The sequence below is a fragment of the Pseudomonas sp. BIOMIG1BAC genome (assembly GCF_001705995.2).
Taxonomy (GTDB): domain Bacteria; phylum Pseudomonadota; class Gammaproteobacteria; order Pseudomonadales; family Pseudomonadaceae; genus Aquipseudomonas; species Aquipseudomonas sessilinigenes.
In genome coordinates this window covers 2,184,095-2,206,760 of record NZ_CP049045.1, presented here as the reverse complement: position 1 = coordinate 2,206,760, position 22,666 = coordinate 2,184,095, and the positions used below count along the sequence as shown (strand labels likewise).

General features: G+C 61.7%; 24 protein-coding genes. 2 read left to right on the top strand and 22 right to left on the bottom strand.

The window, feature by feature from the left end:
- Position 1 precedes the first annotated feature (1 nt).
- The 8 genes from pabC to ATY02_RS10365 all read right to left on the bottom strand — a co-directional run bounded on the left by pabC (position 2) and on the right by ATY02_RS10365 (position 6,163).
- A complete protein-coding gene (gene pabC / locus ATY02_RS10400) occupies positions 2-817 on the bottom strand; it encodes an aminodeoxychorismate lyase (RefSeq protein ID WP_068577957.1) in 816 nt (271 codons plus the stop codon).
- The gene (gene fabF / locus ATY02_RS10395; RefSeq protein WP_068577959.1) at positions 817-2,061 is read right to left on the bottom strand and encodes a beta-ketoacyl-ACP synthase II; all 1,245 of its coding nucleotides are present in this window, start codon (positions 2,059-2,061) and stop codon (positions 817-819) included. Before fabF ends, pabC begins: the two co-directional genes overlap by 1 nt.
- A 110-nt stretch (positions 2,062-2,171) precedes the next feature.
- Positions 2,172-2,408: an acyl carrier protein gene (gene acpP / locus ATY02_RS10390; protein WP_004884578.1), complete on the bottom strand. Its 237-nt coding sequence runs from the start codon at positions 2,406-2,408 to the stop codon at positions 2,172-2,174.
- A 195-nt stretch (positions 2,409-2,603) separates the two neighbouring features.
- Positions 2,604-3,344, bottom strand: a complete 741-nt coding sequence (gene fabG, locus ATY02_RS10385; RefSeq protein ID WP_068577961.1) for a 3-oxoacyl-ACP reductase FabG — start codon at positions 3,342-3,344, stop codon at positions 2,604-2,606.
- Positions 3,345-3,360: 16 nt separating this feature from the next.
- Complete coding sequence (gene fabD / locus ATY02_RS10380) at positions 3,361-4,299, bottom strand: ACP S-malonyltransferase (RefSeq protein ID WP_068577962.1); 939 nt, start codon at positions 4,297-4,299, stop codon at positions 3,361-3,363.
- A gap of 126 nt (positions 4,300-4,425) precedes the next feature.
- Positions 4,426-5,436, bottom strand: a complete 1,011-nt coding sequence (plsX, locus tag ATY02_RS10375; protein ID WP_083235822.1) for a phosphate acyltransferase PlsX — start codon at positions 5,434-5,436, stop codon at positions 4,426-4,428.
- 3 nt (positions 5,437-5,439) lie between these two features.
- Entirely contained in the window at positions 5,440-5,622 is a 183-nt protein-coding gene (gene rpmF, locus ATY02_RS10370) for a 50S ribosomal protein L32 (protein WP_010447173.1), read from the bottom strand.
- Positions 5,623-5,635: 13 nt separating this feature from the next.
- Positions 5,636-6,163, bottom strand: coding sequence for a YceD family protein (locus tag ATY02_RS10365; protein ID WP_068577967.1), 528 nt, complete (start codon positions 6,161-6,163; stop codon positions 5,636-5,638).
- Between the two features lie 104 nt (positions 6,164-6,267).
- Here ATY02_RS10365 and ATY02_RS10360 point away from each other — a divergent pair, with 104 nt between their 5' ends.
- A complete protein-coding gene (locus ATY02_RS10360) occupies positions 6,268-6,846 on the top strand; it encodes a Maf family protein (RefSeq protein WP_068577969.1) in 579 nt (192 codons plus the stop codon).
- 51 nt (positions 6,847-6,897) lie between these two features.
- Here ATY02_RS10360 and sppA read toward each other — a convergent pair whose 3' ends face one another.
- The 3 genes from sppA to rluC are packed head-to-tail and all read right to left on the bottom strand — an operon-like array spanning position 6,898 to position 9,517.
- On the bottom strand, positions 6,898-7,887 hold the full coding sequence (sppA, locus tag ATY02_RS10355; RefSeq protein ID WP_068577971.1) for a signal peptide peptidase SppA: 990 nt from the start codon (positions 7,885-7,887) through the stop codon (positions 6,898-6,900).
- Positions 7,888-7,908: 21 nt separating this feature from the next.
- A complete protein-coding gene (locus ATY02_RS10350) occupies positions 7,909-8,571 on the bottom strand; it encodes an HAD-IA family hydrolase (RefSeq protein ID WP_068577973.1) in 663 nt (220 codons plus the stop codon).
- On the bottom strand, positions 8,561-9,517 hold the full coding sequence (gene rluC, locus ATY02_RS10345; protein ID WP_068577974.1) for a 23S rRNA pseudouridine(955/2504/2580) synthase RluC: 957 nt from the start codon (positions 9,515-9,517) through the stop codon (positions 8,561-8,563). The genes ATY02_RS10350 and rluC overlap by 11 nt, the downstream gene beginning before the upstream one ends.
- 712 nt (positions 9,518-10,229) lie before the next feature.
- Between rluC and rne the strand changes: the two genes are divergently transcribed.
- Positions 10,230-13,415: a ribonuclease E gene (gene rne / locus ATY02_RS10340; RefSeq protein WP_068577976.1), complete on the top strand. Its 3,186-nt coding sequence runs from the start codon at positions 10,230-10,232 to the stop codon at positions 13,413-13,415.
- A 65-nt stretch (positions 13,416-13,480) separates the two neighbouring features.
- Here rne and ATY02_RS10335 read toward each other — a convergent pair whose 3' ends face one another.
- The 11 genes from ATY02_RS10335 to ATY02_RS10285 form a co-directional block, all read right to left on the bottom strand.
- Entirely contained in the window at positions 13,481-14,077 is a 597-nt protein-coding gene (locus tag ATY02_RS10335; RefSeq protein ID WP_068577979.1) for a nucleotidyltransferase family protein, read from the bottom strand.
- On the bottom strand, positions 14,074-15,069 hold the full coding sequence (locus ATY02_RS10330; RefSeq protein ID WP_068577981.1) for an XdhC family protein: 996 nt from the start codon (positions 15,067-15,069) through the stop codon (positions 14,074-14,076). Before ATY02_RS10330 ends, ATY02_RS10335 begins: the two co-directional genes overlap by 4 nt.
- Positions 15,069-17,384: a xanthine dehydrogenase family protein molybdopterin-binding subunit gene (locus ATY02_RS10325; RefSeq protein ID WP_068577983.1), complete on the bottom strand. Its 2,316-nt coding sequence runs from the start codon at positions 17,382-17,384 to the stop codon at positions 15,069-15,071. Before ATY02_RS10325 ends, ATY02_RS10330 begins: the two co-directional genes overlap by 1 nt.
- Positions 17,381-17,851, bottom strand: coding sequence for a (2Fe-2S)-binding protein (locus ATY02_RS10320; RefSeq protein ID WP_068577985.1), 471 nt, complete (start codon positions 17,849-17,851; stop codon positions 17,381-17,383). Before ATY02_RS10320 ends, ATY02_RS10325 begins: the two co-directional genes overlap by 4 nt.
- 249 nt (positions 17,852-18,100) lie before the next feature.
- Positions 18,101-19,120, bottom strand: coding sequence for a UDP-N-acetylmuramate dehydrogenase (gene murB, locus ATY02_RS10315; protein ID WP_068577987.1), 1,020 nt, complete (start codon positions 19,118-19,120; stop codon positions 18,101-18,103).
- Entirely contained in the window at positions 19,117-19,581 is a 465-nt protein-coding gene (locus tag ATY02_RS10310) for a low molecular weight protein-tyrosine-phosphatase (RefSeq protein WP_068577989.1), read from the bottom strand. The genes murB and ATY02_RS10310 overlap by 4 nt, the downstream gene beginning before the upstream one ends.
- Positions 19,581-20,345, bottom strand: a complete 765-nt coding sequence (gene kdsB / locus ATY02_RS10305) for a 3-deoxy-manno-octulosonate cytidylyltransferase (protein ID WP_068577991.1) — start codon at positions 20,343-20,345, stop codon at positions 19,581-19,583. Before kdsB ends, ATY02_RS10310 begins: the two co-directional genes overlap by 1 nt.
- Positions 20,342-20,527 (bottom strand): Trm112 family protein, encoded by a 186-nt coding sequence (locus tag ATY02_RS10300; RefSeq protein ID WP_056836870.1) that lies wholly within the window; start codon positions 20,525-20,527, stop codon positions 20,342-20,344. Before ATY02_RS10300 ends, kdsB begins: the two co-directional genes overlap by 4 nt.
- Positions 20,528-20,551: 24 nt before the next feature.
- Entirely contained in the window at positions 20,552-21,562 is a 1,011-nt protein-coding gene (gene lpxK / locus ATY02_RS10295) for a tetraacyldisaccharide 4'-kinase (protein WP_068577993.1), read from the bottom strand.
- Positions 21,562-21,990: an ExbD/TolR family protein gene (locus ATY02_RS10290; RefSeq protein ID WP_068577995.1), complete on the bottom strand. Its 429-nt coding sequence runs from the start codon at positions 21,988-21,990 to the stop codon at positions 21,562-21,564. Before ATY02_RS10290 ends, lpxK begins: the two co-directional genes overlap by 1 nt.
- Positions 21,987-22,622 carry a MotA/TolQ/ExbB proton channel family protein gene (locus tag ATY02_RS10285; protein WP_068577997.1) on the bottom strand — a complete coding sequence of 212 codons (636 nt, stop codon included), beginning with the start codon at positions 22,620-22,622 and terminating at the stop codon, positions 21,987-21,989. Before ATY02_RS10285 ends, ATY02_RS10290 begins: the two co-directional genes overlap by 4 nt.
- Positions 22,623-22,666 lie beyond the last annotated feature (44 nt).

The window sequence follows — 22,666 nt, the reverse complement described above, 5'->3', positions numbered from 1 at the left end:
ATCAAGCATCCAGTAGTGCGCGGGTAATGCCCTGCAGTTTACGGGTGAGCGGTCCTGCCGACCAGCGCATCCCGGCGCAGCACAGTACCGGCCAGATGCCATAGACACTGTTGCAGACAAAGACTTCATCAGCCTGGTGCAACTGCTCGAGACTGATGTCGGTGATCGCTACGGGAATGCCTTGCAGCTGGGCCTGGGCGAGGATTTCGCCGCGCATCACCCCGGCCACGCCACAACGGCTCAGATCCGCCGTCAGTAGCTGCCCTCCAGCGACCAGGAACAGATTGCTGAACACGCCCTCGATCACGTGCCCGGCGCCATCGAGCATCAGGCCTTCGGCGTGGTCACTGTCGCGCCATTCGGCTCGGGCCAGGACCTGCTCCAGGCGATTGAGATGCTTGAGACCAGCCAGCAAGGGCTGCTCGGACAAGCGCGTGGTGCAAGGAAACAGCTGAACCCCTTGTGCGGCATGGGCCGCCGGGTAGGCCGGCAAGGCACCGCCCTGGAGGATCCGCCGCGCCGGCGCCGCAGGATCGGCCGCGTAGCCCCGCAGGCTATCGCCCCGGGTCAGGATCAGCTTGAGTACCCCTTCGCCCAGGGCTTGGGCATAGGCCAGCACTTCGCTGCGCACCAGCTCCGGATCCGTCACCAGGGCCAGGCGCCGGCAGCCTTCGGCCAGACGCTGCAAGTGCCGCTCGAGCAGCAGCGGCTTGCCGGATCTGACGGCGATGGTCTCGAACAGACCATCGCCGTAGGCCAGGCCACGGTCCTTGAGCGACAGAGCGTCAGCCGGACGACCGTCGACCCAGCTGTGCATCACTCGGAAAACCGACGGAATACCAGGGAGCCGTTGGTCCCACCAAAACCGAAGGAGTTGGACAGCACGACATCGATATCCATGCTGCGCGCAGTGTGCGGCACGAAATCCAGGTCGCAGCCTTCGTCCGGCTCATCCAGGTTGATGGTGGGCGGTGCGACCTGGCTATTGATCGCCAGCACGCTGAAGATCGCCTCGATCGCCCCGGCGGCACCCAACAGGTGGCCAGTCATGGACTTGGTGGAGCTGACCGCGAGCTTGTAGGCGTGGTCGCCGAACACACTCTTGATCGCTTCGGCTTCCGCCAGGTCACCAGCAGGCGTCGAAGTACCATGGGCATTGATGTACTGCACCTGATCGGCATTGATCTTCGCGTCGCGCAGGGCGTTGGCGATGCAGCGAGCTGCACCGGCGCCGTCTGCGGGCGGTGAAGTCATGTGATAGGCGTCGCCGCTCATGCCAAAGCCGATCAACTCGGCATAGATGGTGGCGCCGCGCGCCTTGGCATGCTCCAGCTCCTCCAGGACCAGGGCTCCGGAGCCGTCAGACAGCACGAAACCATCACGCCCCTTGTCCCATGGACGGCTGGCGCGGGTAGGCTCGTCGTTGCGAGTCGACAGTGCACGGGATGCCCCGAAGCCGCCCATGCCCAGGCCGCAAGCAGCCATCTCGGCGCCGCCGGCAATCATCACGTCGGCTTCGCCGTAAGCAATATTGCGCGCAGCCATGCCGATGCAGTGGGTGCCCGTGGTACACGCCGTGGAAATGGCGTAGTTCGGCCCCTGGAGCCCCAGGTGAATGGACAGGAAGCCGGAAATCATATTGATGATCGAACCGGGCACGAAGAACGGGGAAATCCGCCGCGGGCCGGAATCGTGCAAGGTGCGGCTGGTTTCCTCGATATTGGTCAGACCGCCAATACCCGAGCCCATGGCCACGCCAATGCGATCACGGTTGGCGTCGGTGACTTCCAGGCCCGCATTGCGTACCGCCTGGAATCCGGCCGCCAGGCCGTATTGAATGAACAGGTCGAGCTTGCGGGCCTCTTTGGCCGACAGGTACTCCTCGACATTGAAGCCCTTTACCGAGCCGCCAAAACGGGTGGAATAGGCAGAAAGGTCGGTGTGTTCGATCAGACCGATGCCACTTTGGCCAGCCAGAATGCCCTGCCAGCTGCTCGGTACATCAGTACCCAGTGGCGACAACATACCCATACCGGTGACTACGACGCGTCTACGCGACACAGCACTCTCCTTTTTCTAATGACGACGCTTTGCATCAGGCCTAAAGAAAAAACCGCACGCCGTGACGGCAGTGCGGTTTTTCCATGACAGCAAAAGACGACTACAAACGATTAAGCCTGGTGGCTGTTAACGTAGTCGATAGCTGCTTGAACGGTAGTGATCTTCTCAGCTTCTTCGTCAGGAATTTCGGTCTCGAATTCCTCTTCCAGAGCCATCACCAGCTCAACGGTGTCAAGGGAGTCGGCACCCAGGTCTTCAACGAAGGAAGCGGTGTTAACAACTTCTTCTTCTTTAACGCCCAGTTGCTCAGCAACGATTTTCTTGACGCGCTCTTCGATGGTGCTCATACCTTGTTTTCACTCCTAATGGACAAATTCAGGCAGCTGGCCAGTGGGTAAGTGTATAGAAAGGCTTTTCAGCTTTTCAACCGAAAGCTTTACCCTCAAACCCGTTGGCCATCTGCCTATAAATAGATTGCAGCTTTATAACGGATTTTAGACAGCTCGTATGACATTTTTTTGAAGCAATCCGTCACATTTGACTCACATGTACATCCCGCCGTTGACCGGGATTGTAGCCCCAGTAACGTATGCCGCACCGTCGGAGGCCAGGAAAGCGACCACTTGCGCGATCTCTTGGGCCTGGCCCAGACGACCCAGCGGAATCTGTGTCTGCAGGGCTTCACGCTGCGCTTCTGGCAGCTCACGGGTCATATCGGTATCGATAAAGCCGGGAGCGACCGCGTTCACGGTGATCGACCTTGAACCCACTTCTCGCGCCAGGGCGCGACTGAAACCTTCCAGGCCAGCCTTGGCGGCGGCGTAGTTTACTTGGCCTGCGTTACCCATGGCACCCACAACCGAACCAATATTGATGATTCGGCCCCAGCGGGCCTTGGTCATGCCGCGCAGTACACCCTTGGACAGGCGATACAGGCTATTGAGGTTGGTATCGACCACGTCGTACCACTCGTCGTCTTTCATCCGCATCATCAGGTTGTCGCGGGTAATACCGGCATTGTTCACCAGGATAGCCGGTGCACCGAACTGCTCGGTGATGCTGGCCAGCACCGCAGCCACGGATTCATCGCTGGTGACATTGAGTTCCAGGCCAGTGCCCTGGACACCATTTTCCTTGAGGGTCGCGGCGATACGCTCGGCACCCGAGGCAGAAGTGGCAGTGCCCACGACAACAGCGCCCATACGCCCCAGTTCAAGGGCGATAGCCTGGCCGATACCACGGCTGGCGCCGGTCACCAGTGCAACTTTACCTTGCAGACTCATGCAAGCTTCTCCTAGTTCAGGCCAACGCTGCGCGTGCGGCAGCGAAAGCATCTGGGGTATTCAGGTTAGAGGTCGCCACACCTTCGGCGCAGCGCTTGTTGAGACCGGCCAGGACCTTGCCCGGACCACATTCGACCAATTGGGTCGCGCCGCTGGCTGCCAGGGTCTGCACCGACTCGACCCAACGAACCGGCTTGTACAGCTGCTCCAGCAAGTCACGCTTGAGAGTGTCCAGGTCCACTGCCACTGCGGCACTGACGTTCTGTACCAGCGGAATCTGTGGAGCCTGCCAGTTGATCGCTGCGATCGATTCGGCAAAACGCTCAGCTGCCGGACGCATCAGTTCACAATGAGATGGCACGCTGACCGGCAACGGCATGGCACGCTTGGCGCCGCGCGCCTTGCAACCTTCGATGGCACGATCCACCGCCGCCTTGGCACCGGCGATTACAACCTGGCCCGGAGAGTTGTAGTTCACCGCGCTAACCACTTCACCCTGGGCAGCTTCGTTACAGGCCGCCACCACATCGGCATCATCCAGGCCAAGAATCGCGGCCATGCCGCCCTGGCCTGCCGGCACAGCTTCCTGCATCAATTGACCGCGACGCTCCACCAGCTTGACCGCTTCAGCCAAAGTCAGGCTACCAGCGGCGACCAGCGCGCTGTATTCGCCCAGGCTGTGACCGGCAACGAAAGCCGGCCGTGCACCACCCTCGGCCAGCCATACGCGCCAAAGGGCGATAGAGGCGGTGAGGATCGCCGGTTGAGTCTTGTCGGTTTGATTGAGCAGCTCTTCCGGACCCTGCTGGGTCAGCGCCCAAAGGTCGTAGCCCAGGGCATCGGAGGCTTCTTTGAAAGTATCGAGGACCAACGGGTACTGCGCGCCCAGCTCGGCCAACATGCCGAGGGACTGCGAGCCCTGCCCTGGAAAGACGAATGCGAGGGATGCAGACATGTAACAAGCCCCTAATGATCTTGTCGTCGAAGAATTGACGTCACACCGCGGTGGACGCAAGAAACTGACAGTTGGATGGCCAATTGAACTGAGCGGTCACATTTAAGCATTTCAAGAGCCAAACGCCTAAAGCAGCAAGTCTTCAAGACGCCCATGCAGGCGACGCGGCAGATCTTCCTGGATCTCGATCAGCGCTCGTTGAATCGCACTCTGGAACCCCTGGACCCCAGCCGAACCGTGGCTTTTCACCACAATGCCCTGCAGCCCGAGAAAGCTTGCGCCGTTGTGCCGGGCTGGCGCCAGATCGGCCTGCAATCGCCGCATCAACGGCAACGCCAGCGCCCCCACAGCCCTGGACAGCAGGCTGCGCCTGAACAAGGCCTCGATACGGGAGGAAATCATGGTGGCCAAGCCCTCACTGGACTTGAGCAGGATGTTGCCGACAAATCCGTCGCACACCACCACGTCGGCCTCACCACGATACAACCCATCACCCTCGACGAACCCTATGTAGTTCAAGCCACGGGCCTGCTGCAAAAGGCTCGCTGCAAGCTTGACCTGCTGATTACCCTTGATGTCCTCGGTGCCGATGTTCAGCAAGGCCACCCGGGGGCGAGCGATGCCCAGGGTTTGCGCCGCAACCGAGCCCATGATGGCGAATTGCAGCAGATGCTCGGCGCTGCAATCGACGTTAGCCCCCAGGTCGAGCAATTGGCAGTAGCCACGCTGAGTGGGAATGGCAGCCACCATCGCCGGGCGATCGATACCGGGCAGGGTCTTGAGTACGTAGCGCGACAGCGCCATGAGCGCCCCGGTATTACCGGCACTGACACAGGCCTGGACCTTTTCCTCGCGCAACAGCTCAAGCGCCACCCGCATCGAAGAATCGGGCTTGCCACGCAGGGCCTGGGAGGGTTTCTCGTCCATGGTGACCACCTCGCTCGCAGGGGTAATCGTCAGGCGCGAGCGATCCACAGCCGGCTGGCCAGATAACAGTTCTTCAAGGAGGGAGGGTTGACCCACAAGGGTCAGGTGCAACGAGGGGGTAGCAGAAAGGCAAGCAATACTGGCCTGAACAATGCTGCGGGGACCGAAGTCCCCGCCCATTGCGTCAATCGCGATGACTTGAGCGGACAAGGATTACTCGTCAGCGCCCTTGTCGATCACTTTACGACCACGGTATACGCCTTCTGGCGATACGTGGTGACGCAGGTGAACTTCACCAGTGGTTTTTTCTACGGACAGAGCGCTAGCCTCGAGAGCATCGTGGGAACGACGCATGTCACGGGCAGAGCGGGATTTTTTGTTCTGCTGAACAGCCATAATTGATTAACTCCTAAACGTTTGGGTCACGCTTTAACTGCGCCAATACACTGAACGGGTTGGACCGCGTTACCTCGTCCTCGCTCGGCTCGGGCTCGTCGAGCCCGTCCGGCTGCTGGCATTCTTCCGGATGATGAGCAGGCACGATTGGCAGGGCAAGCAAAAGCTCTTCCTCGATCAACGCCTGCAGATCCAAAGGATCCTCGCCCAGTTCCAGCACGTCATAACCTTTCGGCAACGACTGGGTATTTGCACCCTCTTTCACCACCGCGTAACTACATTCGCTGTGGATCGGCAGGGTGACCAGCTCAAGACAACGCTGGCAAACCATTTTGACTTCGACGTCGATAGAACTGTGGATAACCACAGACTTACGCTCGTCGCGCTCGAAAACGAATTTGGCCTGCACCGTACCGACGTTGTCGGAAAGCGGGTCGCAGAGTCTCTCCAAATCGGCCAGCAGCACCTCACCTTCAAGGGTAGTGCCACGATCAGCCAATTTGCGCGGGTCAACGTGAGATGGAATCGGGTCATTCAACATAGGCGCAGCATTATAGGGATGCCCCCAGCCATGTCAAAGGAAATTCAGCCCTGTCCGTCACTTGTCCGCCCGGCTAGAATCTCCGGCCTGCCCAGGAGATGTGCATGCTGCCTTTATTACTCGCCTCAAGCTCGACCTACCGCCGGGAACTACTGTCCCGCCTGCAACTCCCCTTCACCTGCGCGTCCCCGGACATCGACGAAAGCCATCGCCCAAACGAGAGTGCCACGGAGCTGGTCAAGCGCCTGGCCGAGGAAAAGGCCCGGGCACTTGCCAGCAGCCATCCGACGCACCTGATCATCGGCTCGGACCAGGTCGCCGTGCTGGGCGAGAGAATCATCGGCAAGCCCCATACTTTCGCCAAGGCCCGCCAGCAACTCCTGGATGCCAGCGGCAAGAGCGTGACCTTCCTGACCGGGCTCGCCCTACTGAACAGCCAGACCGGCCAATGCCAGGTGGACTGCATCCCCTTCAAAGTCAACATGCGTCAACTCAACAGCCAGCGCATCGAACGCTACCTGCACGCCGAACAGCCGTTTGACTGTGCCGGCAGCTTCAAGGCCGAAGGCCTCGGAGTGAGCCTCTTTCAAAGCACCGAAGGCTGCGACGCTACCAGCCTGATAGGCCTGCCATTGATCCGCCTGATAGACATGCTGCTGGCCGAAGGCGTGGAAATCCCCTGACCAGACAGCAAAAAGCCGGCATTCAAGCCGGCTTTCATTCAACACCCAAGATCAGCGCAAGACCGGCCCCTGAAAGCCCATCCACATCGCGATCCGCTCAGCCATGCTGGTACCGAGCCTCTTGGAGAAACGATCGAGCGGCGACTCCTGGACGGTGAAGTCCACCAGTTCTTTTTCGCCGATCACATCGCGCGCAACCGAACTGGTACTCCCCAAACCATCGATCAACCCCAACTGCAGAGCCTGCTCCCCCGACCACACCAAGCCAGAGAACAGCTCGGGATGCTCCTTGTCCTTGAGACGCTCACCCCGCCCCTGCTTGACGCTGGCAATGAACTGGCGATGAGTGGTGTCCAGCACCCCCTGCCAGAACCGGGTCTCTTCAGGCTTTTGCGGCTGGAACGGATCGAGGAACGACTTATGCTCGCCAGAGGTATAGGTTCGACGCTCGACCCCCAGCTTCTCCATGGTCCCGACAAAACCATAACCGGCCGCTGTCACTCCGATCGAGCCCACCAGACTGGCCTTATCGGCATAGATCTGATCAGCAGCACTGGCAATGTAGTAAGCGCCAGAAGCCCCCAGATCGGAAATGACCGCATAGACCTTGGTGTCCTTATGCAGCGCACGCAATCGACGGATTTCATCATAGACATAACCGGACTGGACCGGACTGCCGCCAGGGCTGTTGATCCGCAGGACGATCCCCTTGACCTTGGGGTCGTCAAACGCATTGCGCAGGCTACCGACAATATTGTCCGCACTGGCGGACTCCTTGTCCGCGATCACGCCAACCACATCGATCACCGCGGTATAGCTGCCGCCACGGGCAGCATTTTTTTCCATGCTCATCAGCGGCGTGAACAATGCCAACGCCAAGATCAGGTATACGAAGGTCAGCAACTTGAAAAAAATCCCCCAGCGTCGTGAGCGACGCTGCTCCTGGACACCAGCCAGCAAGGTTTTCTCCAACAGCTTCCAACTCTTGTCATCGGCACCTTCTGCACTGGAGCCGTTTGGTGCTTTCCATTCGTCGGTCATGCGTAACACCCCAACAACAAATTAACCGGCACCCTGGCCAAGCCAGGCGTGCAACTGAGGAAAATGATCGATGGACAGGCGCGGCTCGAGCGCCTGCAACGCCTCGATAGGCTGGGCACCATAGCTCACAGCAACCGAGTCCATACCGGCATTGCGCGCCATCAACAGGTCAAAGGACGAATCGCCGACCATCAAAGCCTGGCGCGGCCCCACACCACAATGAGCAAGGATTTCCTCCAGCATCAGCGGATGCGGCTTGCTGGCCGTCTCATCGGCAGCCCGGGTGATATCGAAGTACCCTTCCCAGCCATGGGCTTTCAGCACCCGATCCAGGCCGCGCCGCGCCTTGCCGGTCGCGACAGCCAGCCGATACCCCTCGACCCGCAAGGCCTCGAGCGACTGAACGACCCCGGCAAACAGCGGCGAAGGCTCTGCATCAAGCGCGATGTAGTGATCAGCGTAGTGCTGACGAAAGACCACCAACTGCCTGTCATCGATCTCGGGATACAGCGTCCGGATCGCCTCTGGCAAACCCAGCCCGATGATGCCCTTGACAGCCGAATCATCACACCGGGGAAAACCAGAACGATCAGCGGACACATGCATGGACTCGACAATCCGACCGATGGAGTCCGCCAGGGTGCCATCCCAATCGAAGATCAGCAGTTGGTAATCAGGGTGCACTCAGGCGCTCCACGGTCTTGGCCCACATTTCGTCTACCGGGGCCTGCAACTTCAATTCGCCACCGTCGGGTAGCGGTACCGTCAGCATGTAGGCATGCAGGAACAGTCGCTTGCCGCCCAGGTCACGGATTTCCCGAGTGAAGTCGTCGTCGCCGTACTTGCTGTCACCGGCGATGCAGTGCCCGGCATGCAGCGTATGCACACGAATCTGGTGAGTACGACCGGTTACCGGCTTGGCTTCGACCATGGTGGCAAAATCACCGAAACGGCGCAGGACCTTGAATACCGTCAAGGCCTCCTTGCCCTCCTCATTGACCTCCACCATGCGCTCCCCGGAACGCAGGTTGCTCTTGAGCAACGGTGCACGCACCTGCTTCAGGCTAGTAGCCCAATGCCCACGGACCAGCGCCATGTAGCGCTTGTCCACGCCATCGCCACGCAATGCAGCATGCAAGTGGCGCAACATGCTGCGCTTCTTAGCGATCATCAGCAGGCCGGAGGTATCACGATCGAGCCGATGCACCAGCTCAAGCTCCTTGGCATCCGGACGCAACTGACGAAAGGCTTCGATCACCCCGAAGTTCAGGCCACTACCGCCATGTACGGCAATGCCAGCGGGCTTGTTGATCACAATCAGCGCCTTGTCCTCGAAGACGATCGCCGCCTCAAGGCGTTGCAACAGCCCTTGGGCCAGGGGCACCGGCTCGTCGCGCTCAGGCACGCGCACCGGCGGCACGCGCACGATGTCCCCTTCCTGCAACTTGTACTCAGGCTTGATTCGCCCCTTGTTCACTCGCACTTCGCCTTTGCGCAAAATGCGGTAGATCAAGGTCTTAGGCACGCCTTTGAGTCGAGCGAGAAGAAAATTATCAATACGTTGGCCGGCATATTCCGGCGAGACCTCAAGCATTTGGACGCCTGGGGTCGAGGGGGCAGTAGTCGTCATGGGGCGGATAATAACAATTTTTATGGATTTGAAGCACTTAATGATTACTGCTATAGTCGCGAACGCCGCCAAAAGCGGCTGGACAGAGGAAGAGCGGCAAACAGCCGGCCCTGACCAACGCAATTCATAAGGACGCAAGGCCGTCCTACGCAGCTCTCGCTATATAACGGAAGAGTTGGACGCTGTAACAAGCGCAGGTGACATGAGGCCTGAAACCCTAGAAAGCAGAGTGCTAACTCGCTTTCTACGCAGCGATTAACGGCCAGTTCACAAAGTGCAGTCAGCAACTGAAACCTCCGAGCAAGAACTGCGGAAACAACGCCTTAGCCATAATGCGTGATCTCCCCTTCGGAGCTCACGGTAAATGCCAACCCGCTGCAGATTCTGCGCGCGGCAGCACCCGAATTATCAGGGATACGTGTAGGGTGGAGATGCACAACCGTCGGACTGTGTAGCATTAGGCTTTATCAAGACGCTTCATCCCGTCCACAGTTATCGGTTGATTCCTCCTCCTGACAGACTTTTGCTTAAGCGGTGCCTTAGTCACCACAGCAAGCAGGACGCGTGAGTCGCGACTTCGTCCCAGTCACTGACGGGACGGACCTCGCTAGACACTCGAGTGGTCACCCACTCCTGACGCACCTGACACCGACCGTGAGAAGTCGTGTGTGCCGAACGCCGTTTCCGGCAGCCCGGAAACCGACGGTACTACATGAAAAGAATGCTGATTAACGCAACTCAACCCGAAGAGTTGCGTGTTGCCCTGGTAGATGGCCAGCGCCTCTACGACCTGGACATCGAGTCCGGTGCTCGCGAGCAGAAAAAAGCCAACATCTATAAAGGCCGTATCACTCGCATCGAACCTAGCCTCGAGGCTGCCTTTGTCGACTTCGGCTCTGAGCGCCATGGCTTCCTGCCCCTCAAAGAAATCTCCCGCGAATACTTCAAGAAAGCCCCCGAAGGCCGCGTCAATATCAAGGACGTGCTGAGCGAAGGCCAGGAAGTCATCGTCCAGGTCGAGAAAGAAGAGCGTGGCAACAAGGGCGCTGCCCTCACCACCTTCATCAGCCTGGCCGGTCGCTACCTGGTCCTGATGCCGAACAACCCACGGGCAGGTGGCATCTCCCGCCGCATCGAAGGTGAAGAGCGCAACGAACTGCGCGAAGCGCTGAACGGCCTGGTGGCTCCTGCCGACATGGGCCTGATCGTCCGCACCGCCGGCCTGGGTCGCAGCAGCGAAGAAATGCAGTGGGACCTGGACTACCTGCTGCAACTCTGGACCGCTATCAAGGAAGCGTCCCAGGACCGTTCCGCACCATTCCTGATCTACCAGGAAAGCAACGTCATCATCCGCGCGATCCGCGACTACCTGCGCCAGGACATCGGCGAAGTGCTGATCGACAGCGTCGAAGCCCAGGACGAAGCCCTGACCTTCATCCGCCAGGTGATGCCGCAATACGCCAGCAAGATCAAGCTGTACGAAGACAGCGTACCGCTGTTCAATCGCTTCCAGATCGAAAGCCAGATCGAGACCGCCTTCCAGCGCGTGGTCGAACTGCCTTCCGGCGGCTCCATCGTCATCGACCCGACTGAAGCCCTGGTGTCCATCGACATCAACTCGGCTCGCGCCACCAAAGGCAGCGACATCGAAGAAACCGCCCTGCAGACCAACCTGGAAGCAGCGGAAGAAATCGCTCGCCAACTGCGCCTGCGTGACATCGGTGGCCTGATCGTCATCGACTTCATCGACATGACCCCAGCCAAGAACCAGCGTGCCGTGGAAGAAAAAGTCCGCGAATGCCTGGAAGCCGACCGTGCCCGCGTGCAGATCGGCCGCATTTCGCGCTTCGGCCTGCTGGAGATGTCCCGCCAGCGCCTGCGTCCATCCCTGGGCGAAAGCAGCGGCATCGTCTGCCCACGCTGCAGCGGCACCGGCATCATCCGTGACGTCGAGTCCCTGTCCCTGGCGATCCTGCGCCTGATCGAAGAAGAAGCCCTGAAGGACCGCACCGCCGAAGTCCGCGCTCAAGTGCCAATTCCGGTTGCCGCCTTCCTGCTCAATGAAAAACGCAACTCGATCACCAAGATCGAACTGCGTACCCGGGCCCGTATCGTCATCCTGCCGAACGACCATCTCGAGACGCCGCACTTCGAAGTTCAGCGCCTGCGCGATGACAACCCGGATGCCAACACCAACCAGTCCAGCTACGAGATCGCCGCTGCCGCTGCCGAGGCCGAGGAGGTTCAACCAGCCGCCGCGACCCGCACCCTGGTCCGCCAGGAAGCCGCAGTGAAGACGGCTCCGGCTCGCGCCAACGCCCCGGTTCCAACCGAAGCCGCGGCCCCGGCCGCCGCTCCAGCCCCAGTCGCCGAGCCAAGCCTGTTCAAAGGCCTGGTCAAGTCCCTGGTCAGCCTGTTCGCGACCAAGGAAGAGCCAGTAGCTCCAGCTGTAGTCGAGAAGCCGGTAACCGAGCGACCTGCCCGCAACGAAGAGCGTCGCAACGGTCGCCAGCAGAGCCGCAATCGCAACGGCCGTCGCGATGAAGAGCGCAAGCCTCGCGAAGAGCGTGCTCCACGTGAAGAACGCGCCCCACGCGAAGAACGCCAGCCACGTGAACTGCGCGAAGCCCGCGAGGAAGCGCCAACCACCGCTCGTGAAGAGCGCCAACCACGTGCTCCGCGTGAAGAACGCCAGCCGCGCGCCCCACGTGAAGAACGCAAGCCACGCGGCGAGCGTGAAGAGCGTGTGCGCGAACTGCGCGAGCCACTGGACGCTGCTCCAGCGGTAGCTGCCGTGGTTGCCGAAGAACGTCCGGCCCGCCAGCCTCGTGAAGAGCGCCAGCCACGCCAGCCACGCGAAGAACGCCAGCCACGCACTGAGCAGGCTCAAGCCGCGGCTGCCAGCGAAGAAGAAGTGCTGCCGAACGAAGAGCAACTGCAGGAAGAAGGCCAGGACAACGCCGATGGCGAGCGTCCACGCCGTCGTTCCCGCGGCCAGCGCCGTCGCAGCAATCGTCGCGAGCGCCAGCGTGATGCCAACGGCAACGTGATCGAAGGCTCGGAAGAAAATACCGAAGAGCCAAGCAGCGACGACCTGGCTGCCGGTCTTGCGGTCACCGCCGCCGTTGCCAGCACCACCATCAGTGCCAGCGCCGAAGCCGAGGCTCACCAGCAAGCCGAGCGTGCGACTGCTGCCGTGGAAGAAAAAGCCCCTGAAGCACCAGTGGTTGAAGCCACCACCCCGGTAGAAGCTCCAGCAGCCCCAGCGGTCGAAGTGGCTCCAGTAGTCGAAGAGCAGCCAAAGGTTGAAGTGGTCACCGAGCCTGCCGTGGTAGTCCAAGCCCAGCCAGTGGTCGCCGAACAGCCGGTAGCCGAACCGATCGCCCAGCCAGTGGTTGAAGAAAAGGCCATCGAGCCTGCCCAGGAAGCCCCGGCACCAGCTCCGGTGGCCGAACCGGTAGTCGTCGAACAGCCCGTGGTTGCCCAGCAGCCAGCTCAAGTCGAGGAGCCAGCTCCGGTTGCAGCCCCCGTAGCTGTCGAAGCACCAGCTCCAGTGGTTGAGGCTACCCCAGCCAGCGCCCTGACCAGCAACGGCCGCGCCCCGAACGACCCACGTGAAGTGCGTCGCCGCAAGCGTGAAGCCGAGCGCCTGCAGAAGGAAGCCGAACTGGCCGCCGCTACCGCTTCGACTGAAGCCGAAGTGACTGCCGAGCCTGCTCCGGTAGAAGCGCCAGCCGTGATCGAGACGGCACCACAAGCTGTCGAGGTCGTTGAGGCGACTCCGGTAGCCGAGCCTGCGATCGAGCAGCCTGCCCCAACAGACGAGGAAGCACCTCGCGCTGTCGAGCACGTTGCACATGCCGAGAAAGAGCAGCACGAGCCTAAACCCCTCGCCTGATTCCACCGGCCAATGAAAAAGCCCCGCCCGGGTAACCGGGCGGGGCTTTTTCATGCCTGCATCATTTAACCACCTCGATAGAACAGCGCCTCCGGCAAGTCCACATCCCAGGTCACCCCAGGATCCGTCACCGGCACCTCGACCACTTGGCCCGAAGCGAACAGAGGGCGAGCACCACGATCACCGGACAGTCCCCGCAACGCGTTGCCATAAGATCGACCAAACCCCACCGGATGACCAAGCTCGGCCCCTAGACGCGGAACACTGATGCTCTCCTCGGTCAATGCATCGATCAGCTGGCCAGCAGTATCGGGCAGGATAAAGGGCATATCCCCCAACCAGATCATCCAACCATTGGCATCGGCACAAGCAGCCACTGCCACAGCCAGGCTATGCCCCATCCCCATGGACTCCAGCAACAGCACCTGGCAACCGTAGGCATGCGCCAGTTCCACCACCTGCGGTCGATCCGGCGTGGTCACCAGCACTCGTCGCTCAACCTGCACCGGCACATTCACCAGCACCTGTTCCAATACGGGACGCATTACCCCGTCACGACCACGGCACGGCGCCAGCAACTTGTCCTTCTCAGCTCCGGCCATCTGACGAAAGCGCGTGCCCTGCCCCGCCGCCAGGATGATTGCACAGGGCCGCTCGTTCACTTCACCGTCTCCACCACCCGCGCCGGCAGCTTCTTCTGCAACAGCTCGACGCCATTCTTGAGCGCAACGATTTCCGCCAGCAGCGACAAGGCAATCTCTGCCGGTGTGTGGCTGCCGATGTGCAACCCGACAGGTCCGTGCAAGCGCTCGATGGACTGCGCCGACAGGCCCAGCAACGCCAGGTTGTCCCGGCGTTTCTGGCTGTTGGCCCGGGACCCCAGGGCGCCCACATAAAATGCCCGGGAGTCCAGTGCCGTCAGCAACGCCATGTCATCCAGGCGCGGATCATGGGTCAGGGCCACCACCGCCGTGCGCTCGTCGGGCTCGATGCTCAGCACGGCATCGTCAGGCATTCCTGCGACGAACCGCCCATCCTGTGCTTCCCAACCGTGTACAAACTCCTGGCGCGGATCGCAGATCAGTACTTCGAAATCCAGCAGGCGCGCCATCTGCGCCACATAGCGTGACAGTTGCCCGGCACCGATCAGCAACAAGCGCCAGCGCGGCCCATAGATTGCTCGCAGGATCACCCCATCAAACGCCAGTTCATCACTGCGACTCGCCGCTTTGAGCAGCACCTCTCCAGTGCGCAGGTCCAGCTCCCTGGCCACGATCTGGTGCGCCTGGCAACGTTCGAGCAGCTCGGCGACCCAGGCCGGATCCCCAACCCGCTCCTCGGTCAGGCGCAAGGTTCCCCCGCAGGGCAAGCCGAAACGCGCCGCCTCCTCCAGGGTCACGCCATAGGTCACCAGTTGCACCGGTGGCCCATCCGGCAGCAGGCGCCCATCTCCCAGGCGAGTGATCAGGTCGTCCTCGATGCAGCCACCGGACACCGAGCCGATCACCACGCCATCGTCGCGCAGGGCCAACATGGCCCCGGGCGGTCGCGGCGCACTGCCCCAAGTCTGGACCACGCTGTACAGCACTACCGCGTGCCCGGCACGCCGCCACTCCAGGACGCTACGCAGGACATTCAGGTCGACGCTGTCCATCAAGCGCTCGCCTGTTGCCAGCCCTGCAACTGGTAACGCACCGGCAGGCTACGGATACGCTTGCCAGTGGCGGCGAAGATCGCGTTGCACAACGCCGGGGCAATCGGTGGCACGCCGGGTTCCCCCACACCGCCCAGCGGCACCTCGCCAGGTGGCGTCACCAGATGCACCTGGACCTCCCGGGGCGCCAGGGACATGCGCGCCACTTCGTACATATGGAAATTGTCCTGCTGGACCTTGCCATCCTTGAAGCTGATTTCCCCCAGCACCGCATTGCCCAGCCCCATGACGCAGGCCCCTTCGAACTGCGAGCGGATGCGCTCAGGATTGATCTGCGGACCACAATCCACGGCAATGTCGGCCTTGTGCACAATCAAGGTGCCATCCGCCTTGACCTCCACCTCGATCACCGCCGCCACATAAGTCACGAAGCTGTAGTGCACCGCCAGCCCCAGGCCACGCCCCTTGGGCAACTCACGGCCCCAGCCAGCGGCTTTCGCCGCGGTTTCCAGTACCGTACGCAGGCGCCCGGTATCGATGGGGTAGCGCTCGGGGGACTCGCCGTAGTTCCACTCCTCGCTCAAGGTCCGCGGATCGATCTTCCGATCCGGCCCCAGCAACCGCAGCTGATACTTCAACGGATCCTCGCCGGCCTTGTGGGCCAGCTCATCAACAAAACTCTGGATCGCGAAACCGTGGGGAATGTTCGAGACCGAGCGATACCAGCCAACCCGGGTATGGGCCGCCGCCTCCGGGTTCTCCAGTCGCACATTGGGGATCGCATAGGCCATGTTGGTGAAACCCATGCCCAGTTCGAAGGCCGCCTCATGGTTCATGCCCGGGGCGAACAACGCGGTGATGCTCGGTGCCACGGTGCGATGCAGCCAACCCGCGGGCATGCCGTCCTTGTTCAGCCCGGCCTTGAGGTACTCGGCCGACACGGTATGGAAGTACGAGTGGTGGATGTCGTCCTCACGAGTCCATTGCACCCGTACCGCCTTGCCGGGAAAAGCCTTGGCCAGGACCGCCGCCTCGAGAATGAAGTCGGGCTTGGACTTGCGGCCGAAACCACCGCCCAGCAATGTCACGTTCACCGTGACCTGATCGAAACCGATGCCCAGGCGCTCGGCAATCCGCTCGCGCGTCACCTGTGGTGCCTGGCTCGGCGCCCAGGCTTCGCAGCGTCCCTCCTGGAAACGCGCCACGGCCACCATCGGCTCCATGGGTGCCTGGGCCAGGTGTGGCAAGTAATAGGTAGCCTCCAGGCTGCTGTCGGCGCCACCCAGGGCCCCATCGATATCGCCGGTGCTGCGCACCACCTTGCCCGGCTTCTGCGCGGCCGCTTCCAGCTCCTTGCGATACTCGATGGAGTTGTAGCTGGCGTTGGCCCCATCATCCCATTCGACCTTCAAGGCATCGCGCCCCTTGATCGCCGCCCAGGTATTGCTCGCCACCACCGCCACTCCGCCCAAAGGCTGGAACTCCGAAGGCAATGGGCGACTGTCGATGGGGATTACCTTGATCACCCCCGGTACTTTCAGTGCAGCGCTGTCGTCCACGGACTTGACCTTGCCGCCATACACTGGCGGCCGCGCCACCGTAGCGAAGAGCATGCCTTCGAAGTGCACATCGGCGCCGTACACCGCACGGCCATTGACGATGTCCTCGCCATCGATCGCCCGGGTCGCTTCCTTGCCGATGTACCGAAACTGCGACGCCGTCTTCAGGCGCAAGCTGTCCCGCGCCGGTACCGCCAGGGCCCCGGCAGCCACAGCCAGGTCGCCATAGCCCAGCTCCCGCCCGCTGGGCTGGTGGACCACCTTGTGCAGCTGCGCCCGGCATTCCGCCAGTGGCACTTGCCACTGCGCGGCAGCTGCCTGCTCCAGCATGGTCCGCGCGGCGGCGCCACAACGGCGCATGGGCTCGAACCAATGGCGCATGCTGCGCGAACCATCGGTGTCCTGATTGCCATAGCGCGCTTCGTCACCTGGCGCCTGCTTGACCTTGACCCGGGCCCAATCGGCCTCCAGCTCATCAGCCACCACCATGCTCAGACTGGTGCGCACGCCCTGGCCCATTTCCGAGCGATTGCAGATCACCGTCACCGTACCGTCGGCGTCGATGCTGACATAGACCTTGGGATCGTCGACCCAGCCATGGGGCATGCCTTCGGCACCGAACTTCTTGTCCTCGGCAAACGCATCCTGCCAACCCCAGCTAGCAGCCAGCACCAGGGCACCGGTGGCGCCCACGCCCTTGAGGAACCCCCGGCGACTGAGGTTGTTCAGTGTGAAATCACTAGGCAAGCGGTTCATGCCTTGGCCTCCTGCAAGTGAGTGGAGGCCTGGCGGATCGCGGTCTTGATCCGATTGTAGGTACCGCAGCGACAGATATTACCGAGCATCGCTTCTTCGATCTGTTCATCGCTGGGATTGGGATGGGTCTTGAGCAGCGCAGTCGCAGACATGATCTGGCCACCCTGGCAGTAACCGCACTGGGCCACCGCAGTATCGAGCCAGGCTTGCTGAACCACCTTACCTACCGGGTCATTGTGCAGGTTGTCGATGGTGCTGACATTCTTGCCCAGGACCGAGCCTACGGGGGTAATGCAACTGCGTGCCGGATCACCATCGATATGGATGGTACAGGCGCCGCACAGGCCCATGCCGCAGCCGAACTTGGTACCGCTATAGCCGATCACATCGCGAATGGCCCATAACAGGGGCATGTCCTCGGTGACGTCCAGGGGGTGATCTTGACCATTGAGCTTAAGGGTAATCATGGGCACGCCCGCATTCTGTAGGGTGATGGGGTCGAGCCATCTGTCGCGCGGCACCGCGATCGCGGGGCACGCAGATCGGCTCAGGCTAATCGGGCTCTCTTATGAAGACAGGGCTTCAACGGGCCTTTCAGGGATAACAAAAGCACATTCTTAGCCTGCTAAGTTAAGCCTTAATTAAAAAAAAAGCCTTGCCCGAACGTCAGCCGGGCAAGGCCTTTTGATCATGGCTGGCAATAGCGCCAGCCGCACTTAGTAGAGATTGGGCTCCATCTCCAGCTCGACCTGGAAGCGCTCGGCGATATCTCGTTGAATCCGCCGTGCCAGCTCCAACAGCTGCTGCCCCGTGGCGCTGCCATAGTTGACCAGCACCAGGGATTGCAGGCGATGAACTCCGGCGTCGGCTTCGCGAAAGCCCTTCCAGCCCGCTTGCTCGATCAACCAGCCGGCAGCCAGCTTCACCTGCCCGTCCGCCTGTGGATAACCCACCAACCCCGGGTGAGCCTGGCGGATCTGCTCCGCCAGCCCTGCCGGTACCACCGGATTCTTGAAGAAACTGCCCGCGTTCCCCAGCACCGCCGGATCAGGCAGCTTCTCGCTGCGGATGCTGCAGATCGCACGACTGACATCACGGGCATCGGGCTGCTCGACCCCCTGCTCGCTCAAGCGCTGGCGCACCGGACCGTACTCCAGATGCAAATGCCCGGCCCGACTCAGGGCAAAGCGCACCCGCAGGATCAACCAGCGACCGGCTTCACGCTTGAACAGGCTGTCGCGATAGGCGAACTGGCATTGCTCCAGGTCGAAGTCCCGCAGCTCCCCGGTCTGCCGGTCGAGCGCCGTGAGGCCGGCGAATACATCCTTGATCTCGACGCCGTAGGCACCGATGTTCTGCATTGGCGCGGCACCGACGGTACCAGGGATCAAGCTGAGGTTCTCCAACCCGGACAACCCCTGCTCCAGCGTCCACTGGACAAAGGGATGCCAGGTCTCCCCTGCCTCGGCCTCTACCACCACCCGCTGCCCGTCATCGCTGAGCAGGCGGATGCCACGGCTGGCCATGCGCAGCACCAGGGCCTGGATATCCTGGGTCAGCAGCAAATTGCTGCCACCGCCGATCACCAACAGTGGCACCTGGTGCTCACGGCTATAGGCCAGCGCCTCACGGACATCTGCATCGTCGTGGGCCTGGGCGAACAACTGGGCCTTGACCTCGACCCCGAAGCTATTGAACGGCTTGAGGGATACATCGGACTGGACATGCAGGCTCATAACCGTCCCTTCAATTCGATCACCAGGCGATCGCAGGCCGCCTCGATCAGGTCCAGCACTTCCTCGAAGCCCTTTTCCCCGTCGTAGTATGGGTCTGGCACCTCGTCGCGCACCGCCTCGTAGCGCCGCAGGAACAGGTCCAGCTCAGCCTTGCCCAAAGCAGGCTGCAAGGCCTTGAGATTGCGCAGGTTGCTGTGATCCATGGCGAGGATCAGGTCATAGCGCGAGAAGTCGGCGCTGCCGACCTGCTGCGCCCGTTGTGCCGACAGGTCATAGCCACGCTGCAGCGCCGCCCGTTGGCTACGGGTGTCCGGCGCCTTGCCGACATGCCAGTCGCTGGTACCGGCGGATGCGACCTGCACCTGCTCTGCAAGGCCGGCCTCGCGCAACTTGTGGCGCAACACGCCTTCGGCGGTGGGCGAACGGCAGATATTGCCCAGGCAGACGAAAAGGACCTGCATCAAGCCTCCAGCAAGCGCCGGACGCGCTCCAGGTCTTCTGCGGTATCCACGCCGGTGGGCGGTGCTTCGAGGGCATCGGCTACATGAATCCGCACGCCGTGCCACAGGGCCCGCAGCTGCTCCAGGGACTCGGTGTTCTCCAACCAGCAAGGCCCCCAGCTGACGAAGTCGTGAAGGAAGCCAGCCCGGTACGCGTAGATGCCGATATGGCGGCGATAAGGCACGCCGGCCGGCAGCTCTTCACGATTGCGGGCAAAGGCGTCCCGAGCCCAGGGCAAGGTCGAACGGCTGAAGGTCAAAGCCAGGCCATTGAGGTCGCTGACCACCTTGACCACATTGGGGTTGAACAGGGTCTGTGCATCCTCGATCGGCTCGGCCAAGGTGGCCATGCGCGCTTCGGGATGGGCAGCCAGGTTGGCGGCTACCTGGTCGATCACCGCCGGCGGGATCAGCGGCTCGTCGCCCTGGACGTTGACTACGATGGCGTCTGCCGCCAGGCCCAGTTGGCTGGCGACTTCCGCCAGGCGATCAGTACCGGAGTTGTGGTCTTCACGGGTCAGCAGCGCCTCGGCACCAAAGCCCCGGCAAGCGTCGACGATGCGCTGATCGTCAGTGGCCACGACCACACGCTCGGCGCGGCTCTTGCTGGCCTGCTCCCAGACCCACTGGATCATCGGCTTGCCGGCGATCAGTTGCAGCGGTTTGCCTGGCAGGCGGGTGGAAGCAAAACGTGCCGGGATAACGACGGTGAAGGCGCTGGTCATTTCTCCAGGCGCTCCTCGGCGGTCAGGGTGCGAGCTTCGCTTTCCAGCATGACCGGAATGCCATCGCGAATCGGGTAGGCCAGGCCGGCTCCCTTGCTGATCAGCTCGGTCTTGTCGGCGCTGAGTTTGAGAGGGCCTTTGCAGATCGGGCAGGCCAGGATGTCGAGCAGTTTGGTGTCCATGAGGGTTTCCCTGGATAAAAGCGGTTAAGGCAATAGGCGATCGGGCAGCAGGCGCATCAACTGGGTATCGAACCAGGCGACGAAAGCCGGCGATGGCACCGCGTCCACCGCCAGGTACCACCAGTCGGCAGCCGCGAAGCCGCGGCATTTGACCGCGTCTTTTTCAGTCATGACCAACGGCAATGGCGGGCTGAAAGCCAGGGCCTGCGCACTGAATTGGGCGTGGTCGGCAAATGCATGGGGAACAGGTCGCCAGTGTAGCGTTTCAAGGGTATTGAAGAAACGCTGGGGGTTGCCGATGCCCGCTACCGCATGCACGGCCTGCCCCGGGGCAAAATGCTCAACGCCGCGACGCTCGCCGCTTTGCAGGTTGACCAGTGCCGAGGGCTGGAGCTGAAAGGCGAAACCATCGTCGCGATCATCGCTGGCGCCGTTGTACAACAGTGCATCGACGCTGTGCAGGCGCTCCACCGGCTCACGCAGCGGCCCGGCCGGCAGGCAACGGCGATTGCCCAAACCACGGGCAGCGTCGATCAGCACCAGCTCCAGGTCCCGGGCCAGGCGGTAGTGTTGCAGGCCATCATCGGACAGAATCAGGTCCAGCGGTTCCGCGGCCAGCAAGGCCTGCACCGCGCGACTGCGATCAGGGTCGATCATCAATGGCACGCCACAGCGCTGGACGATCAACAACGGCTCGTCGCCAGCCACCTCGGCGCTGTCCTGGGCATCGACGCGCCATGGCAGGTGCGGCGGCTTGGCCCCATACCCACGGCTGACGACCCCAACCCGCAGGCCCAGGCGCTGGCAATGCTCCACCAGCCACAGGATCAAGGGCGTCTTGCCAGTGCCGCCGACGGTGATATTACCCACCACCACCAAGGGCACCGGCGGCTGGTAGATCTCGCCCTGGCCCGCCAGGAAGCGCTGGCGCTTGCCCACCACGACATGGCGATACAGCCATTCCAGGGGCTGCAACAGTTTCAACGCGGGATGGCCCTGGTACCAGGCGGCCAACAGACGATCGGAAAATGCCATCAGGGTGCCGTTGCCGCCTCGACGGTAGTCATGCGCAAGTGGCTGAAACCGAGCTTGCCAGCGGCGTCCATGGCGGTGATCACCGCCTGGTGCTGGGTCTTGCCGTCGGCACTGATGGACAGCGGCAGGTTGGTGTCGCCACCGGATTCCTTCTGCAATGCATCGATCAGGCTCGCCAGGTCACTCTTGGGCAGCACCTGGTTGTTCACCGAGAACACGCCATCGGCACTGATGGCGATATCCAGTTGCTTGACCTGCTGGTCCTCGGCGGGCGAACCGCTGACCGCCTCCGGCAAGTCGACACGCAGTTCGGTTTCCCGGGTGAAGGTGGTGGTCACGACGAAGAACAACAGCAGGATGAACACCACGTCGATCAGCGACGCGAGGTTGATATCCACGGTTTCCCGGGGTTTGCGACGGAACTTCACGCTTTGTCCTCGGCCAGGTCGACATCGCGGTCGCCCTGGATCACCTCGACCAGCTTGATCGCCTCCTGCTCCATGCCCACCACCAACTCATCGACCCGGCGTTGCAGGAAGCGATGGAAGAACACCGACGGAATACCCACCATCAGGCCGGCCGCCGTAGTGATCAGCGCCTTGGAAATCCCCCCCGCCAGTACATGGGCGTTGGTGGTCATGCCCGAGCCCATGAACGAACTGAAGATATCGATCATCCCCAGTACCGTACCCAGCAGGCCCAGCAAAGGCGCCATGGCGGCGATGGTGCCGAGGGCATTGAGGTAGCGCTCCAGCTCGTGGATGACCCGGGCAGCCGCCTCCTCGATGCATTCCTTCATGATCTCGCGGCCATGCTTGGAGTTGGCCAGGCCTGCGGCCAGGATCTCACCCAGTGGCGAGTCGGCGCGCAACTCCTTGAGCTTGTCCTTGTTCAGCTGCTTGTCCTTGATCCAGCGCCAGACCTGGCCCAGCAGATGGGGCGGTGTGACACGGCTGGCTCGCAGGGTCCACAAGCGCTCAGCAATGATGCCCACGGCAGCGATGGAACTCAGAATGATCGGCAACATCATCCAGCCGCCGGATTTGACCAATTCCCACACAGTGACAGCCCCCTCGAAAAAGTGCGCCACTCTAACATAGGGGC